The following is a 15,030-nucleotide window of genomic DNA, read 5'->3' on the forward strand; positions in this document are numbered from 1 at the left end:
CGCGCGCTCCGTCAGGTGCCGGCAACCGGCGCGGCGCCCGCGGGCCGCTTCCGGTACCAGTAGTCGATGATCCAGTCCTCGTACGAGTAGGAGCCCGGAATGATGGCCGGATGCCCGATGGTGGTCTTGTACGCGATCCGCGCATTCGGCAGGTAATACTGCGGCACGAGGAGGTAAAGGTTGATCAGCACGCGGTCGAGCGCGTGCGTGGCCGTCTCGAGATCGTCGAGCGTGTCGGCGGCGAGCGCCGCGCGGATCAGCGCGTCGACGGCCTTCGACTTCACGCCCGGATAGTTCTCCGAACCGACCTCGGACGCGGCCGCACTGCCGAAGCGGCGCGTCAGCTCCGCGCCCGGGATCGTCACGGGCAGGTAGATGTACGTCGTCATGTCGTACTCGAAGTTGTCCATGCGCCGCTGGTACAGCGCGCTGTCGATCTCGCGCAGGTACGCGTGGATGCCGAGCATCGCGAGCGCCTGCGTGTACGGCAGGATCAGGCGGTCCATGCCGGGCTGGTCGTCGATGATCTCGATCGTCATCGGCGTGCCGTTCGCGTCGCGCAGCGCGCCGTCGCGATAAAACCAGCCGGCCTGCGCGAGCAGGTCGCGCGCCTGCTTCAGGTTCGCGCGCAACGAGCCGGGCGGCAGCGTCGACGGCTGCCGGACCATCGGGCCGAACACCTCGGGCGGCAGCTCGGCGCGATACGGCGCGAGCAGCGCGAGCTCCTTCTCGCTCGGCATGCCTCGCGCGCCGAACGGGCTCGCCTCCCAGAAGCTGTTGGTACGGCGATACTGCCCGTAGAACATCATCCGGCTCATCCAGTCGAAGTCGAATGCCAGCGCAAGCGCATGGCGCACCCGCACGTCCTGGAACATCGGCTTGCGCATGTTCATCAGGAAGCCCTGCATCTGCGCGGGGCCGTCAGGAAACTGGCCGCGCTCGAGCATGCCGTTGCGGAAGTTCTTGCCGACGTACTTGCGCGCCCACTGCGTCGCGCTGTATTCCATGCGCGCGTCGATGTCGCCGGCCTTGAATGCCTCGAGTGCCGTGTACTGATCCAGGTACAGCTTGAACGACACGCGCGCGAAGCGGAACATCCCGCGCCGCGACGGCAGGTTCGCCGCCCAGTAACGCGGGTTGCGCACATAGACGATCTGCTTGTCGTTCTTGCGCTGCTCGATCAGGTACGGGCCGCTCGCGATCGGCGGCACGTTCGCGATCTGATCGAACGGCGGCCGCGTGCCGTCCGCACGCTGCCCCCACTTCGGCGAGAACACCGGCAGGTCGCCCGCGATCAGCGCGGCGTCGCGCTCCGCGTGCTTGAACTCGAAGCGCACCGTGCGGCCGTCGACGACCACCGCGCGCCGGATGATCGCGAACTGCGCGTTGAAGAGCGGCGACGCCTGCGGGCTCGTCAGCGTATCGAACGAATACCTGACGTCGGCCGCGGTGATCGGGTCGCCGTTCGAGAAGCGTGCGGCCGGATCGAGGTGGAACGTGGCCGACAGCCCGTCGGGCGCGACCTCGACGTCATCGGCGATCAGCGCGTATTCGGATGCGAGCTCGTCCCAGCTGCGCTGCATCAGCGTGTCGAACATCAGGTTCTTGATGTCCGGCGCAGGCGAGCCGCGCACGAGGAACGGGTTCAGCGAGTCGTAGCTTTGCGCTTCGTCGTAGTTTTCGAAATCGAGCGTGCCGCTGTCCGGCGCATCCGGATTCGCGTAGTCGAAATGCGTGAACCCGGCCGGATATTTCGGCTGGCCGAACTGCGCGATCGCCGGCGCCGCCGCCGCGCCCGCCGTCGCGACACCGTACGCGAGCACGGCCGCGCTAATCGCACGGGCAACGCGCGCCGCGAGCGAGCGCGCATGCAACATCAACACTGTCATCGTCGATTTTCGTGTGGCCGCATCGGCGCGCGGCCGATGCGAGGTCGATTCGAAATGCCGGCGCGCAAGCGCGCCGGCCTCACGCGGTCAGAACCGGTACGTCGCGCCGACCTGCGCGAACCGGCCGATGTACGAATACACCGACGTGTCGTACCCGCTCTGGTAGGCCGCGTTCATGTACACCGGATCGAACGGCGGCTTTCGATTGAAGAGGTTGTCGATCCCCGCGTACAGCGTCCAGTGCTTGAATCCCGTATAGCCGATCATCAGGTTGAACTGGCTGTACGACGCGACGCTGTCCTGCTGGCCCGGATAGTTCCCCGCCGGCAGGATCGCCTGGCTGTACGGGCCCACGTAGATCCACGTCAGCGTCGTGTTCCACTTCCGGTAGTTCCAGTTCAGGTCCGTGTTGCCTTTCCAGCGCGGGAAGCTGCCGCCGAACGGCTGGTGAAGCGCGCCGTTGTTGCCGGAGTAATCCCTTTCCACGCCGCCAACCGGCATCTTGAAGTGCCACATGTACGCCCAGTCGCCCGACAGCGTGAACGTGCCGACCGCCGTCTTCACCGACTGGCGGAACGTCGTCTCGAAGCCGTCCGTGTCGAGATGCGACAGGTTCTTGTACGGCAGCAGCACGTATGCGATCGAGCCGTTCGGGTTGCGGACCACGCGCGACGGGTCGTTCGCGTCGACCACCGCCTGCACGTCGTCCGTGCCGATCACGTTGTCGATGTGGATCTTGTACCAGTCGAAGCCGATATCGGTCGTACGCGTCGGCGAGAACTGGAAGCCGACGTTAGTGTTCTTCGTGCGCTCGGGCTGCAGGTTCTGGTTGCCCGCCTGGATCTCCTCGGTCAGGTTGTACGCGCCCGGGTTGTTCGGATCTCGCGCATCCACCACGCCCTGCGAGCCGAACGTCCGCGACGACGTGTTCTCGATCAGCGTCGGCGCACGGAAGCCGCGCGTGTACGACGCATACGTCGTGAACTCGCGCACCGGCTGAAAGCGCAGCGCGAAGCGCGGCGAAAACGCGCCGCCGAAGTCGCTGTAGTGATCGTAGCGGCCCGACTGGCTGAAGGTCAGGTTCTTCAGGATCGGCACGTCGATCTGGTAATAGACGGCCGCGACGTTGCGCTGGCCGTTCACCGATTGCATCGCCGGCGCAATGAACGTGCCGTCCGCCCAGCCGAGGCCGGTGCCGATGTACTGGGACTCGTGCCGGAACTGCGCGCCGAGCCCGAGGCCCACGTTGCCCGTCGGCAGCCTGAACAGGTTCGGCGTCGACAGCGTCGCGTCGATCGTGTCGAGCTTCGTGATCGCCTGCGTTTCCGCGTTGCCGTACAGGCCGTTCAGGCCGTTGGGCGTGGCGGACGGGTTCGCGAAGTCGAATCCGCCGTTTTGGATGAGGTTCTCCAGCACGGACGCGCGGATCCGGTTCGAGAAGTTGTTCGACACCACGCTCTGCGAGTGCGAGTACGCGACCGACCAGTCCCAGTCGCCGGCCTTCGGCGTCTCGAACGTGCCTTTCACGCCCGTCGCCGCGCGCCAGAAGTTCGCGCTGGTGCGCACCGACTGCGTTTGCCCGAACGCATAGCGCAACTGCGTCGGCACGCCGAACGGATTGTAGGGATGACCGGCCGGCACGACGTTCGATACCAGCTTGACGCCGCCCGTCGCCGGGTCGAACGTCTGCGTGCTGGAGCCCAGGCGGCCGACGCCCCGGTTCGCGACCGTCGTGTTGTTGCTTTCCCACAGATCGGCGAACGCCTGCATCGCGTCGTCGATCCTGAACTCGCCGTGCAGCTTCGCGCTCAGTCGTTCGGTCCACGGCGAGATCGACGACGCGTAGGCGGTGTTGTTGCCGCACACGGTGCCGCTCGAGCCGAACGCCTGCGCAGTCGAACCGGACGGAAGCTGCCGGCCGCCGTTCGGGCATGGGCCGAGCGGAATGTTGGTGCCGTTGCGCCGCCAGTACGACAGCGATTCGTTGTTCAGGCCGCCGGGATAGTTCGAGAAATTCTGGTTCTCCGTCATGTTCCGGTCGGACGCCAGAATCCCGTTCGACTTGTAGTAGCTGAGCGCCGCCGTCACGTTGAAGCGGTCGGCGTTCAGGTCGCCGAAGCCGCCCAGCATGCCGAACCGGGTCGTGCCCGCGCCGCCGCCGCCGTTCGTCGCGCCGCCGTAGCTGCCGGTCAGCTCCAGGCCCCGATAGTTCTTCTTCGTGATGATGTTCACGACCCCGGCGATCGCGTCGGAACCGTACTGCGACACGGCGCCCGTCTTGACGATCTCGATCCGGTCGATGATGTTGAGCGGCAGCGTGTTCAGGTCGAAGAACTGATCGGTGCCGTTGGCCGCGTACGCATACGGTGCGACGCGCTGGCCATCGATGAGCACCAGCGTGTATTTTTCGCTCAGCCCGCGCAGCGCGATGCCCGCGCCGCCGGGCGCGAAGCTGCCCTGCGCGCCCGAGCCCTCGCCCCAGCTGCTCGACGAGTTGGCCGATACGCCGCGCAGGAAATCCGACACGGTCGTGTAGCCGCTCTGCTCGATGTCCTTCGCCGTGATCGTCTGGACCTGGTTGAAGCCGACCTTGTCCGCACTGCGGATCAGCGACCCCGTCACCTCGAAGCGCTTGATCTGCGCGACCTTGTTCTTGCCCTGCGTCGCGGCCTGCGCGCCGGTGGACGCGGGCGCGTCGCTCGCAACCGCCTCCGCGACCGTCGCCCCTCCGGGCGACGGCTGGCTCTGCGCGAACGCCGGCGCCGCCAGCGTGGCCGTCAGCGCCAGTTCCGCCCAGACTATCCTCTTGATGGCCAACGCCAAAACTCTCTGCTTCATCTTCCCCACTCGCTCATCAATAAGAATCCACCGGTTTTGCAGCGGGATCTCGTCCATCCCCGCCCGATGCCGGGCGTCTGCATACCGGTCCCCGTCATTGCCGACCTGCCACTTGCGCTGCTTCGAACCCGTCCTTCCGTGCTTCTCATCGGATGATCTGAATCATTCAGTCATCCTTATGTGATCGTCCGGCCGGACACGCGATGCCATTCTTGTCGATCAGCCCTGTCTTGGTGCACCGACCCAGACGATCACCGCCTCTTCGTCGGCCGTGTTGCGCCACGCATGCGGCATCGTCGATTCGTAATGCGCGGTCTCGCCCGCCTTCAGCACGATGGTGCGGCCGTCCAGCGTCAACTCGATCTCGCCGTTCATCACGTAGAGGAATTCCTCCCCCGCGTACGACGCGGCTTCCCGCGCCGCCTGGCCGGCCGGTATCCGGAACAGCGTCGCATCCAGCTTCGTCCCGTTCGCCAGATGGGAGACCTGAGCCAACGCGTGCGCGATCGCTTCGGCGCCGGGCTGCGGCAGCGCTTCGCACCGGCACGCCGGCGGCGCGTCGCCCGGCGCGCCGACGAAGTGGTCGATCGTCACGCCCAGCGCCTTTGCGATCCGGACCAGCGACGTGATCGACGGCATCGCGCGTCCGCGTTCGATCTGTGACAGGAACGGCTTCGAAATGCCGGCCGCCGCGGCGGTCACGTCCAGCGTCAGCTTGAGCTGCCGCCGCAGCATGCGAATCCGGTTTCCCATCGAGGTGGCGACAAGCATCGATTCATCGGAAGGCGAAGCCATAGTGAGACACGAACCCGTAGTCGAAACTGTTTGATGAATGCGCGCCCGGCCCGCACGATCGCAGCACGCCTGCAGCGCGGCTGCGTACCGGCAGGAGCCGTGGTCACGCGACCTGGATTCGATGTTACGGTTTTCCCGCTATTCACATCGCCTCGCGTAAATTTGCACTGCAAACCAATGTGGATATCTCGCCTTTTTCCCGATTCCCGCCGTTACCGCTGCCGTTTCCGGATCACCGGCACACCCGCCCGCTTCACGGCATGTACTGCTCGTTGCCGATCAGGCCGATCCTGGTTGCGCCGACGCGCTGCGCACTGGCCAGCACGCCGGCCACGGCCTTGTACGGCGCGAGCCGGTCCGGCCGCAGACGGATCTCGGCCTGCACGGGCTGCGCGGCCACTTGCGCGAGCTTCTGCTCGAGCGCCGCGCGATCCGGCACCCGCGCGCCGTTCCAGTTCGTCGCGCCGTCGGCGCCGATGTCGATCTGCACGGCCTCCGGCGGCTTCGCCGGCGGCGGCGGATTGCCCACCGGCAGGTTCATCTTCACCGAGTGCATCTGGATCGGGATCGTGATGATCAGCATGATCAGCAACACCAGCATCACGTCGATCAGCGGCGTGGTGTTGATGTCGACCATCACGTCCGGCTCGCCGCCGCTACCCGAAGATACGTTCATGCCCATCGTCGACTCCTACCCGCCGCGCGCCGGCGGCTCGGTGATGAATGAAACCTTGGCGATGCCCGAGCGCTCGCACGCGGTGATCACGCGGCCGATGAACTCGTAACGCGTGTTCTGGTCGCCGCGCACGTGCACGTCCGGTTGCGGCGACATCTGCGAGATGCCCTTCAGCTTCGCGAGCAGCGTCGGGCCGTCCACGTGCGTTTCGCCCCAGAAGAAGTCGCCGTCGCGATTCACCGCGATCTCGATGCTTTTCGGCGTCGTCTGCAGCGGCTGCACCGTCTCCTTCGGCAACTGAAGCTGGATCGTGTGCGTCACGACCGGGATCGTGATCAGGAAGATGATCAGCAGCACCAGCATCACGTCGACGAGCGGCGTCGTGTTGATGTTGGCGATCACCTCGTCGCTATCGTCCTGCCCGACGTTCATGGCCATCGCGCACCCCGCCCGCGTCAGTGGACGAGCGACGCGGCCCGCGCGCCCGCGGCGGCCCGCACCGGACGCTTGCTGCCCGCGAGCAGCACCGTGTGCAGCTGCGCGCCGAAGTTGCGCACGCGCTCCATCACCGACTTGTTGCGGCGGACCAGGAAGTTGTAGCCGAGCACCGCGGGCACGGCGACCGCGAGGCCGATCGCGGTCATGATCAGCGCCTCGCCCACCGGGCCCGCGACCTTGTCGATCGACGCCTGGCCCGCGATGCCGATCGCCGTCAGCGCGTGATAGATGCCCCACACCGTGCCGAACAGCCCGACGAACGGCGCGGTGGAGCCCACCGTGGCCAGGAACGCGAGCCCGTCCTGCATCCGGTTCGACACGTTCGTGATCGAGCGCTCGACCGACACGTCGATCCACGTGTTGCGGTCAACCGCTTCCAGCAACGCGTCTTCATGATGCTCGCCGGCCTCGATCGCCGTTTCGGCGATGAACCGGAACGGCGACGCCTCGTCGAGGAGCTTCGCGCCGTCCGACAGCGTCGGGGCCGACCAGAGCTGTGCGTCCGCCAGTTTCGCGCGGCGGTTGGCGCGCAACTGTTCGAGGAACTTCGTGATCATGATGTACCAGCTCCCCATCGACATGACCACGAGCAGGATCAGCACGAAACGGGCGACGAAATCGCCGTTCTTCCATAGCGCGCCGAGCCCGTACGGGTTCTCGACCGCTTCCGTCGCAGCCGGCGCGGGCGGCGGCAAAGGCGCGTCCGCGGCGGCCTGCGGCGCGGACGTCGTCGCGGCCGCAGTCGCGGCCGATGCCAGCGCGGCGGCCGGCCCGCTCGCCTGCGCGAACGCCGCCTGTGGCGCCACGACCGCATCGACCGCGGCCGCGGAAATCAACATGCAGGCCGCCAGCGCGGCCAGTGAACGCTTTTCCATACCTGCTCCGATTCTTTCGTTAAACTTACTAATTGACATGCCATCTCGTGCCGTTCCGGCGCCGCTCGTCCCTGCTCAGTTCAGATTGAACGAGAACGGCACCTGGACCCGCACCGACTGGCCCTGCGCAACGCACTTGAATCGTTTCACGGTGTTGTAGGCAGCGCGATCGAGGACCGGATCCGCCGATTGCGCCACGCGTTCGTTCGTGATGTTCCCTTCCGCATCCACGACGAATTCGATCGTTACGTCACCCGTGATGTTGTTTTCCTGCGCTTCCTTCGGATACTGGATCGATGCGCGCATCTGATCGGAATTCGGGCAGACGACGCCGACCTCGTGGCTCACCGGCTTCGCGACGGGCGCGGGCGGCGCCACGACCGGCGCCTGCACGGCCGGCGCGGAGGGGACCGGGGCCGACTGGTGAGTGATCGTCGCCTGCGGCGGCGCCTGCACCGGCACTTCCGGCGGCGGGACGAACGGCGGCGGCGGCGGCGCGAACTTCGGCGGCGGGAGTTTGACCACGGGCATCGGCGGTGGCGGCGGCGGCTTGACCGGCTCGATGATGCGGGTTTCGATCGGGTGCTGGATCACCTGCACGACTTTCGTCGCCAGGCCGTTGAGGAGCGCATAGACCAGTACGACGTGCAGCAGCAGCACGATCGCGATGCCGCCGAACCGGCGCACCGGGTTTTGCGGCTTCCCGCCGAATTGCCGCGGCCGCCCGAGCTGAGCCAGCCCGCTGTTGGACGCGAGCACGCCTTCGTCGACTTTGATACCCACCTTCAATCCCCCAACGCGAAATTCGCCGGTCTTTTCGGACAACGGCCCGGATTACGACGCGCTTGAATTCAATTTCCCTTAATCCTGAATTGCTTATTTATGAATATGCAGTTCACGCCGTCCGCCGCTCGCGCACGGACAAAGCGGCTCTTACGTCGAGCCCAATTCGATTCAGGGAAATGTAGCGAATATTCGTCCACTCGAACGGCGGCCGGCAGCGTGCGGCCAAGCCGCAATCAAGCGGGCCGCCCCGAGAAATAACCCCGAGCTGATTGAATATTCATAAACAAACCGTCGCTTCGTGATTGAGGAAGATATCAAGGAAAAAAAATGAGCGTCAAACTTTTTTTGATGAAACACTCAAAGTTTGATCACATCAAACTTAACAGATTAATTACGAAAAATACCGGACGTTTGATTGAATCAAACATCTTTTATATCCAGGATTCTGAATAATCGATAGAAGTTTGATCACATCAAACTTTTATCCGGACATGACCACTTGAAACCGCCTCTCGCGAAGCCGAAATGGCCTTCATGTCATTTCGCCATGCGATCTTTAAGCGTCCGAAATGAATGGGCGATCACCGCGGCAACGCGCCGCCGACGCATGCCGTCAAACCGGCGCCGGATTGATCAGCGCGGTCAGAACGTGATCGGCCCACGCGCCGTTGATGCGCAGATACGCGCGCGCATAGCCTTCCCGCTCGAATCCGAGCCGTTCGAGAAGCCGCGCGCTGCGCCGGTTTTCGGGACGATGATTGGCCATCACGCGATGCAGCGCGAGCTCGTCGAACACGTAGCGAATCGCGGTCTCGAGGCATTCGTGCATCAATCCCCGCCCTTCGCGATCGCGTGCGATCGAAAACCCGAGATAGCACGCGCGAAACGGCTCCGGAACGATCTGCGTGAAATTGCAATCGCCGATCAATCGATCGTCATCCTTATCGAATATCAGAAGGTGCACGGCGCGGCCGGCGGCGATGTTTTCCTCCATCGACTGCAGCCGCATCTCGATCGCATGCCGGGTGTAAAACGAATCGGGCCGCGACGGTTCCCACGGCATCAGATGCGCCCGGTTTTCGACGTAGTACGCGAGCAAATCCGGCGCGTATGCCCGATTGGCCGGACGGAGCAGCAGGCGGTCGGTGACGAGCGGGTTCGGCAAGATCAGGGGCGCGAATTTCATCGGCGGATTGGGCAGGAACGGAAGTCGAAGGCGGAAAGATAGCGCAGTCTGCCTTCGTCGGCATGAGCGCCCGCGCGACCGATCGGACGAACAGGAGAAAACGTTGCAGATCCTTGCGACGGCCCGGATCGCGGACAAAAAAATGCCCGCGGTACGCGGGCGAGCTTCGCTCTGAGAAACCTCAAAAACAAACTGGACGACTGATCGTACTCCTCGAAAATCCCGCGCTCGACACAGGTAAACCCCCTCGCGGTTTACCCGCTCGGCGACATGCGATACCGGGCGAATCGCTCAGTGCAATTGCTGCTTCAGATCCGAGAGCTCCGAATGCATCGAGCTCACCGCGTTCATGATGCTGGCATCGATACCGCCGGCCTGCATGCAGGCGCGCTCGGCGCGATCACCGATCCGTTCGAGATCGTCGACCCATTGGCGGATACGATCGTTGTCGCCGGACGCCGCGATCTTCTTCGCCGACTTGCATTCCTTGTCCAGTTCGTCCACCCAGTTCAGCAAGTCCCTGGGCGCTGTCTTGTCCGAGTGGCAGGTCCGTGATGCCTCGCTGATTGTCTGCTGCAGGTGGCTGAAGCGCTGTTGCATCTCGCTGGCTTGCAACATGATGACCTCCTACATGAATGTCGGCGCCCGGCGAATCCGGGCAGCCGATCACGCCGTATCTCCGTTCCACCGCTATCTACAGGCGGCGAGCCGGGGGTCGAAGCAATGCAGGTTGGTTGTGCCGGAACGGCCACCGGCCCACGAGGAGCGGGCTTCTAGTGTAGGTCATCGGCGACGACCCATTCGTCGGCGCACGCGTGGAGCAGCCGCGCGCCGCCGCTCGAGCGGCAGGCTCGCGGTCGAACGAATGAACGGATCGGACCCCGAGCGCGGGCTCGAACGGCCCCGGCCCGGTCGTCGCGCGGCGCAACGCGGCGTACGCATCGCCGTTCGATTCAGGGACGCAAGCACGTCATTTCGCTGACTCGCTTCCGTCACATTCGCAAACGACGGCGGGAAACGGCAATGGGAAGCGACCGCGCCGGCCGAGCGGCCGGGATCAGGCGGGCCGTATCGGCAACGCCCGACCGGATTCCATCAATCCTCGCCCGGCCACCATGGCTTGGCCTCGGGTCGGATCAGATAGTCGTCCGGATTCTTGCCGGCCAGCCATTTCGGGCGGGCGCCGCGCCCCGTCCAGGAATTACCCGACGACGGATCGTAGTACTTGGCGGGATGCTTCTTCGGCCGGTCCTTCACGAAGCCGGCCGCACGGAGGAGTTCCACCTCCGTGATGCCGTATTCCTTGACCTGTTCCCGGATCCTGGCCAATGCTTCCGCCTTCTCTTTCGCCCGGGCTTCTTCGACGAGCAGGTTGAGGTGGCCGAGCTGCTGCTGCAGCGTCTGAATTTTGCTGGATGTCACGTGGCGTTTTCTTCGTCGATGCGGTGCCCGGCATCGACCGGGGCACGCGGATTCCCTTCACTCGTTCACAGTCTGCCTGACCGTTGCCGAATGAGGCGGTGTCGGGGTTTTGACCGCCCGGCCTTCTGCGCAAGTCGATCATGCCGCTCGCGAGCCGTTCAGAGTCCGTAACGTCAAGCACACTGAATGAAACAAGTCGCGATTGTAGCAGTCCGCGCGGGCATCGCCGCTTTCGATCGACGTTCGCGGCAATCGACGGACAAACGGGACCGTAAGCGAACCGGGGCGGGCCCTTGCAGCCCGCCCCGGCCCTGCCCTTCGCTCGACGTCGCCACGAATCCGGACGCCGGATCCGCGTCGCCGAATCAGGACAGGCGCTCGATCGCGACCGCCGTCGCCTCGCCGCCGCCGATGCACAGCGACGCGACGCCGCGCTTCATCCCGTACGTCTCGAGCGCGGCCAGCAGCGTCACCATCACGCGCGCACCCGACGCACCGATCGGATGGCCGAGCGCACACGCGCCGCCATGCACGTTGACCTTCTCGTGCGGCAGGTCGAGATCGCGCATCGCGGCCATCGGTACCACCGCGAACGCTTCGTTGATCTCGAACAGGTCGACGTCGCGCAGGTTCCAGCCGGTTTTCTCCGACAGCTTGCGCAGTGCGCCGATCGGCGCGGTGGCGAACAGGCCCGGCTTGTCCGCGTAGGTCGAATGCCCGACGATCACGGCCTTCGGCGTCAGGCCGCGCTTCTGCGCTTCCGAGCGGCGCATCATCACGAGCGCGGCCGCGCCGTCCGAGATCGACGACGCATTGGCGGCCGTCACCGTGCCGCCGTCGCGGAAGGCCGGCTTCAGCGTCGGGATCTTGTCGAGTTTCGCCTTGCCCGGCTGTTCGTCGATGCTCACCATCGTATCGGTCTTGCCCGCGCGCACCTGCACCGGCGCGACTTCGGCCGCGAACCGGCCGCTTTCGATCGCCTGCTGCGCGCGCGTCAGCGACGCGATCGCGAACGCATCCTGTGCGTCGCGCGTGAACTGGTACGCCTGCGCGCAATCCTCCGCGAACGTGCCCATCAGGCGGCCCTTCTCGTACGCATCCTCGAGCCCGTCGAGGAACATGTGGTCGAGCACCTGCCCGTGGCCCATCCGCATCCCCGCGCGCGCCTTCGGCAGCAGGTACGGCGCGTTCGTCATGCTCTCCATCCCGCCCGCGACGGCAACACCCGCCGAGCCCGCCAGCAGCAGGTCGTGCGCGAACATCGCGGCCTTCATCCCCGAGCCGCACATCTTGTTGACCGTGGTCGCGCCTGCCCCGAGCGGCAGACCGGCCTTCAGCGCGGCCTGCCGCGCCGGTGCCTGGCCCTGGCCCGCCGGCAGCACGCAGCCGAACACGATCTCGTCCACCTGGCCGGCCGGCACGCCGGCGCGCTCGAGCGCCGCGCGAATCGCCACCGCGCCGAGGTCGCTCGCCGTCGCGGCGGCCAGGTCGCCCTGGAAACCGCCCATCGGGGTGCGGGCCGCACCGACGATGACAATCGGATCGTGTTGTGTCGTCATGGTTAATGCTCCTTGATAGTCAGCGCGGTGCCATGCGCAACGCGCCATCGAGACGGATGACTTCGCCGTTCAGCATCGTGTTTTCGGCGATGTGGCGCACCAGCGCCGCAAATTCTTCCGGGCGGCCGAGCCGCGGCGGGAACGGCACGCTCTTGCCGAGCGCGTCCTGCACGTCCTGTGGCATGCCGGCCATCATCGGCGTCGCGAAGATGCCCGGCGCGACCGTCACCACGCGAATGCCGAACCGCGCGAGCTCGCGCGCGATCGGCAGCGTCATGCCCACGACACCGCTCTTCGATGCCGCATACGCGGCCTGCCCGATCTGCCCGTCGAACGCCGCGACCGATGCGGTGTTGACGATCACGCCGCGCTCGCCTTCCGCATTGGCGTCCTGCTTCGACATCGCTTCGGCGGCCAGCCGGATCATGTTGAACGTGCCGACCAGATTGATCGACACCGCGCGCGCGAAGCTCGCGAGCCGGTGCGGCCCGTCGCGCCCGACGACCTTCTCGCCCGGCGCGACGCCCGCGCAGTTGACGAGCGCGTCGATGCGGCCGAACGCGTCACGCGCGGCGGCGACGGCCGCCTGGCCGTCGGCTTCGCTCGTCACGTCGGCCGCGTGGCTGCGCGCCGCCGCGTCGAGTTCGCGCGCGACGCCCGCCGCGGCGTCGCCGTTGACGTCGACCAGCATCGCCCGGCCGCCGTGCTCGACGACCATGCGCGCCACCGCGGCGCCGAGGCCCGACCCGGCGCCCGTGATCAGAAAAACGCGGTTATCGATGTTCATTGGTTGTTCCTCCGTTCAGTTCGTCGCGTTTTGTTCGGCCGCCATCTTGCGCAACACGAAGCGCTGGATCTTGCCGCTCGGGGTTTTGGGCAACGCGTCGACGAAGTCGATCGCGCGGGGATAGGCGTGAGCGGACAGCCGCCGCTTCACGTGCTGGCTCAGCTCCTCGGCCAGCGCCGGCGAGCCCGCGTGGCCGTCCGACAGTACGACGAACGCCTTGACGATCTCCGTGCGCTCCGCGTCGGGCACGCCGATGACGGCGGCCTCGCTCACGGCCGGATGCTCGATCAGCGCGCTTTCCACGTCGAACGGGCCGATCCGGTAGCCGGACGACGTGATCACGTCGTCCGCGCGGCCGATGAAGCTCACGGTGCCGTCCGGCTCCAGCTCGACGTTGTCGCCGGTCCGGTAATAGCCGCCCGCGATCGCCGGCGTGTCCTGCTGCCAGTAGCCGTGGAACCACAGCAGCGGCGAGCGGGCGATGTCGATCGCGAGGTTGCCGGGCTCGCCGGGGCCGAGTTCGCGGCTCGCTTCGTCGAGCACCGCGACGCGGTAGCCGGGCATCGCGAAGCCGGCCGAGCCGGGACGCACCGGGTGCGCGAGGCCGTGGTGGTTGTTCACGACCATCCCGAGTTCAGTCTGGCCGTAGTGATCGTAGATCGGCGCGCCGAGCGCCGCGTCGAACCAGCGCACGACTTCCGGATTCAGCGGCTCGCCCGCGCTGCTCACCACGCGCAGGCGGCCCCGGATGCGCGCGGCCGGCCCGGCGCCGGCCGCCATCAGCATCCGGAACGCAGTCGGCGAGCCGGCGAGGCTCGTGATCCCGAGCCGTTCGATCACGTCATAGGTCGCGTCGACGGAGAAGCCGCTTTCGACCAGCGTCGTCGCGTGGCCAAGCACCAGCGGGCCCGTGATCGCGTAATAGAGCCCGTACGCCCAGCCCGGATCGGCGATGTTCCAGAACCGGTCGCCCGCCCGCAGGTCGACCGCTTCGCGCATGTACGCGCTGAACGCGAGCAGCGCGCGCAGCGGCACCGGCACGCCCTTCGGCAAACCCGTCGTGCCCGACGTCGACATCATCATGAACAGGTCCGACCCCTTGCGCAGCACCGGTTCGAATGCGTCGGACTGCGCATCGAGCGCCGCAAGGAAATCGATGTCGCCACCGCGTAGCGGCTCGTCCGGCCGGCGCACGGTCGCCACCGGCGGGCAAGCGGCGATCTCGTCGAGCTTCGCGCGATTCGCGACATTGGTCACGACCAGGCGCGCGTCGCTCATGCGCAGCCGATGCTCGATCGCCTTCGGGCCGAACGCGGTGAACAGCGGCTGGTAGACGGCGCCCGCGCGCCACGTGCCAAGGATCGTCGCGACGAGTTCGGGCGTGCGCGGCAACAGGCCCGCCACCACGTCGCCGGGCCCGACGCCGTGCGCGACGAGGAGATGGGCGACGCGTGCCGACAGCGCCTTCATCTGCGCAAACGTGTAGCGGCGGTGCTGCCCGCCGACGTCGATCCAGTCGAGCGCGATCGCGTCCGCGGACGCGTGCCGGTCGCAGCATTCCACGCACGCGTTCAGGCCGCGCTCCAGGTCGCCGTCGAGGCGCGCCGCGGCGGCATCGAGGCTGAAGCGGGCCGCCGCGTCGGCGTAAGCGGGGATGGCGTCGGCGATCTGATCTGGCATGGGTGTCTCCTCCCGTTGACTCGCGGCCGGCAGATCGGC

Annotated in this window: 13 protein-coding genes; all 13 read right to left on the reverse strand. The window is 66.3% G+C overall.

The window, feature by feature from the left end; genetic code table 11:
- Nucleotides 1-11 precede the first annotated feature (11 nt).
- The 13 genes from WT26_RS01920 to WT26_RS01980 all read right to left on the reverse strand — a co-directional run bounded on the left by WT26_RS01920 (nt 12) and on the right by WT26_RS01980 (nt 14,991).
- The gene (locus WT26_RS01920; protein ID WP_069272054.1) at nt 12-1,889 is read right to left on the reverse strand and encodes an extracellular solute-binding protein; all 1,878 of its coding nucleotides are present in this window, start codon (nt 1,887-1,889) and stop codon (nt 12-14) included.
- Between the two features lie 87 nt (nt 1,890-1,976).
- Nucleotides 1,977-4,727, reverse strand: a complete 2,751-nt coding sequence (locus tag WT26_RS01925) for a TonB-dependent receptor domain-containing protein (RefSeq protein ID WP_069272055.1) — start codon at nt 4,725-4,727, stop codon at nt 1,977-1,979.
- 219 nt (nt 4,728-4,946) lie between these two features.
- Nucleotides 4,947-5,522 carry a helix-turn-helix domain-containing protein gene (locus WT26_RS01930; protein WP_069272056.1) on the reverse strand — a complete coding sequence of 192 codons (576 nt, stop codon included), beginning with the start codon at nt 5,520-5,522 and terminating at the stop codon, nt 4,947-4,949.
- Nucleotides 5,523-5,775: 253 nt separating this feature from the next.
- Nucleotides 5,776-6,204: an ExbD/TolR family protein gene (locus WT26_RS01935; RefSeq protein WP_069272057.1), complete on the reverse strand. Its 429-nt coding sequence runs from the start codon at nt 6,202-6,204 to the stop codon at nt 5,776-5,778.
- A gap of 9 nt (nt 6,205-6,213) precedes the next feature.
- The gene (locus WT26_RS01940; RefSeq protein WP_069272058.1) at nt 6,214-6,636 is read right to left on the reverse strand and encodes an ExbD/TolR family protein; all 423 of its coding nucleotides are present in this window, start codon (nt 6,634-6,636) and stop codon (nt 6,214-6,216) included.
- A 17-nt stretch (nt 6,637-6,653) separates the two neighbouring features.
- Entirely contained in the window at nt 6,654-7,571 is a 918-nt protein-coding gene (locus tag WT26_RS01945) for a MotA/TolQ/ExbB proton channel family protein (RefSeq protein ID WP_069272059.1), read from the reverse strand.
- Between the two features lie 75 nt (nt 7,572-7,646).
- Nucleotides 7,647-8,348, reverse strand: a complete 702-nt coding sequence (locus tag WT26_RS01950) for an energy transducer TonB (protein ID WP_069272174.1) — start codon at nt 8,346-8,348, stop codon at nt 7,647-7,649.
- A gap of 622 nt (nt 8,349-8,970) precedes the next feature.
- Entirely contained in the window at nt 8,971-9,543 is a 573-nt protein-coding gene (locus WT26_RS01955) for a GNAT family N-acetyltransferase (protein ID WP_060088246.1), read from the reverse strand.
- A 291-nt stretch (nt 9,544-9,834) separates the two neighbouring features.
- A complete protein-coding gene (locus WT26_RS01960) occupies nt 9,835-10,161 on the reverse strand; it encodes a hypothetical protein (RefSeq protein ID WP_059535453.1) in 327 nt (108 codons plus the stop codon).
- Nucleotides 10,162-10,638: 477 nt separating this feature from the next.
- Nucleotides 10,639-10,965 carry an H-NS family nucleoid-associated regulatory protein gene (locus tag WT26_RS01965; protein ID WP_010096224.1) on the reverse strand — a complete coding sequence of 109 codons (327 nt, stop codon included), beginning with the start codon at nt 10,963-10,965 and terminating at the stop codon, nt 10,639-10,641.
- 365 nt (nt 10,966-11,330) lie between these two features.
- Nucleotides 11,331-12,524, reverse strand: a complete 1,194-nt coding sequence (locus WT26_RS01970) for an acetyl-CoA C-acetyltransferase (protein ID WP_069272060.1) — start codon at nt 12,522-12,524, stop codon at nt 11,331-11,333.
- Between the two features lie 19 nt (nt 12,525-12,543).
- Nucleotides 12,544-13,311 (reverse strand): SDR family NAD(P)-dependent oxidoreductase, encoded by a 768-nt coding sequence (locus WT26_RS01975; RefSeq protein ID WP_069272061.1) that lies wholly within the window; start codon nt 13,309-13,311, stop codon nt 12,544-12,546.
- A gap of 15 nt (nt 13,312-13,326) precedes the next feature.
- The gene (locus tag WT26_RS01980; RefSeq protein WP_069272062.1) at nt 13,327-14,991 is read right to left on the reverse strand and encodes an acyl-CoA synthetase; all 1,665 of its coding nucleotides are present in this window, start codon (nt 14,989-14,991) and stop codon (nt 13,327-13,329) included.
- Between the last annotated feature and the right edge of the window lie 39 nt (nt 14,992-15,030).

Source organism: Burkholderia cepacia (genome assembly GCF_001718835.1).
Taxonomy (GTDB): Bacteria; Pseudomonadota; Gammaproteobacteria; order Burkholderiales; family Burkholderiaceae; genus Burkholderia; species Burkholderia cepacia_F.

Excerpts from the sequence above, each read along its gene's own strand:
- WT26_RS01930 (WP_069272056.1), bottom strand. The coding sequence starts at position 5,522 with ATGGCTTCGCCTTCCGATGAATCGATGCTTGTCGCCACCTCGATGGGA.
- WT26_RS01925 (WP_069272055.1), bottom strand. The coding sequence starts at position 4,727 with ATGAAGCAGAGAGTTTTGGCGTTGGCCATCAAGAGGATAGTCTGGGCG.
- WT26_RS01945 (WP_069272059.1), bottom strand. The coding sequence starts at position 7,571 with ATGGAAAAGCGTTCACTGGCCGCGCTGGCGGCCTGCATGTTGATTTCC.
- WT26_RS01935 (WP_069272057.1), bottom strand. The coding sequence starts at position 6,204 with ATGGGCATGAACGTATCTTCGGGTAGCGGCGGCGAGCCGGACGTGATG.
- WT26_RS01975 (WP_069272061.1), bottom strand. The coding sequence starts at position 13,311 with ATGAACATCGATAACCGCGTTTTTCTGATCACGGGCGCCGGGTCGGGC.
- WT26_RS01955 (WP_060088246.1), bottom strand. The coding sequence starts at position 9,543 with ATGAAATTCGCGCCCCTGATCTTGCCGAACCCGCTCGTCACCGACCGC.
- WT26_RS01970 (WP_069272060.1), bottom strand. The coding sequence starts at position 12,524 with ATGACGACACAACACGATCCGATTGTCATCGTCGGTGCGGCCCGCACC.
- WT26_RS01940 (WP_069272058.1), bottom strand. The coding sequence starts at position 6,636 with ATGGCCATGAACGTCGGGCAGGACGATAGCGACGAGGTGATCGCCAAC.
- WT26_RS01920 (WP_069272054.1), bottom strand. The coding sequence starts at position 1,889 with ATGACAGTGTTGATGTTGCATGCGCGCTCGCTCGCGGCGCGCGTTGCC.
- WT26_RS01960 (WP_059535453.1), bottom strand. The coding sequence starts at position 10,161 with ATGTTGCAAGCCAGCGAGATGCAACAGCGCTTCAGCCACCTGCAGCAG.
- WT26_RS01980 (WP_069272062.1), bottom strand. The coding sequence starts at position 14,991 with ATGCCAGATCAGATCGCCGACGCCATCCCCGCTTACGCCGACGCGGCG.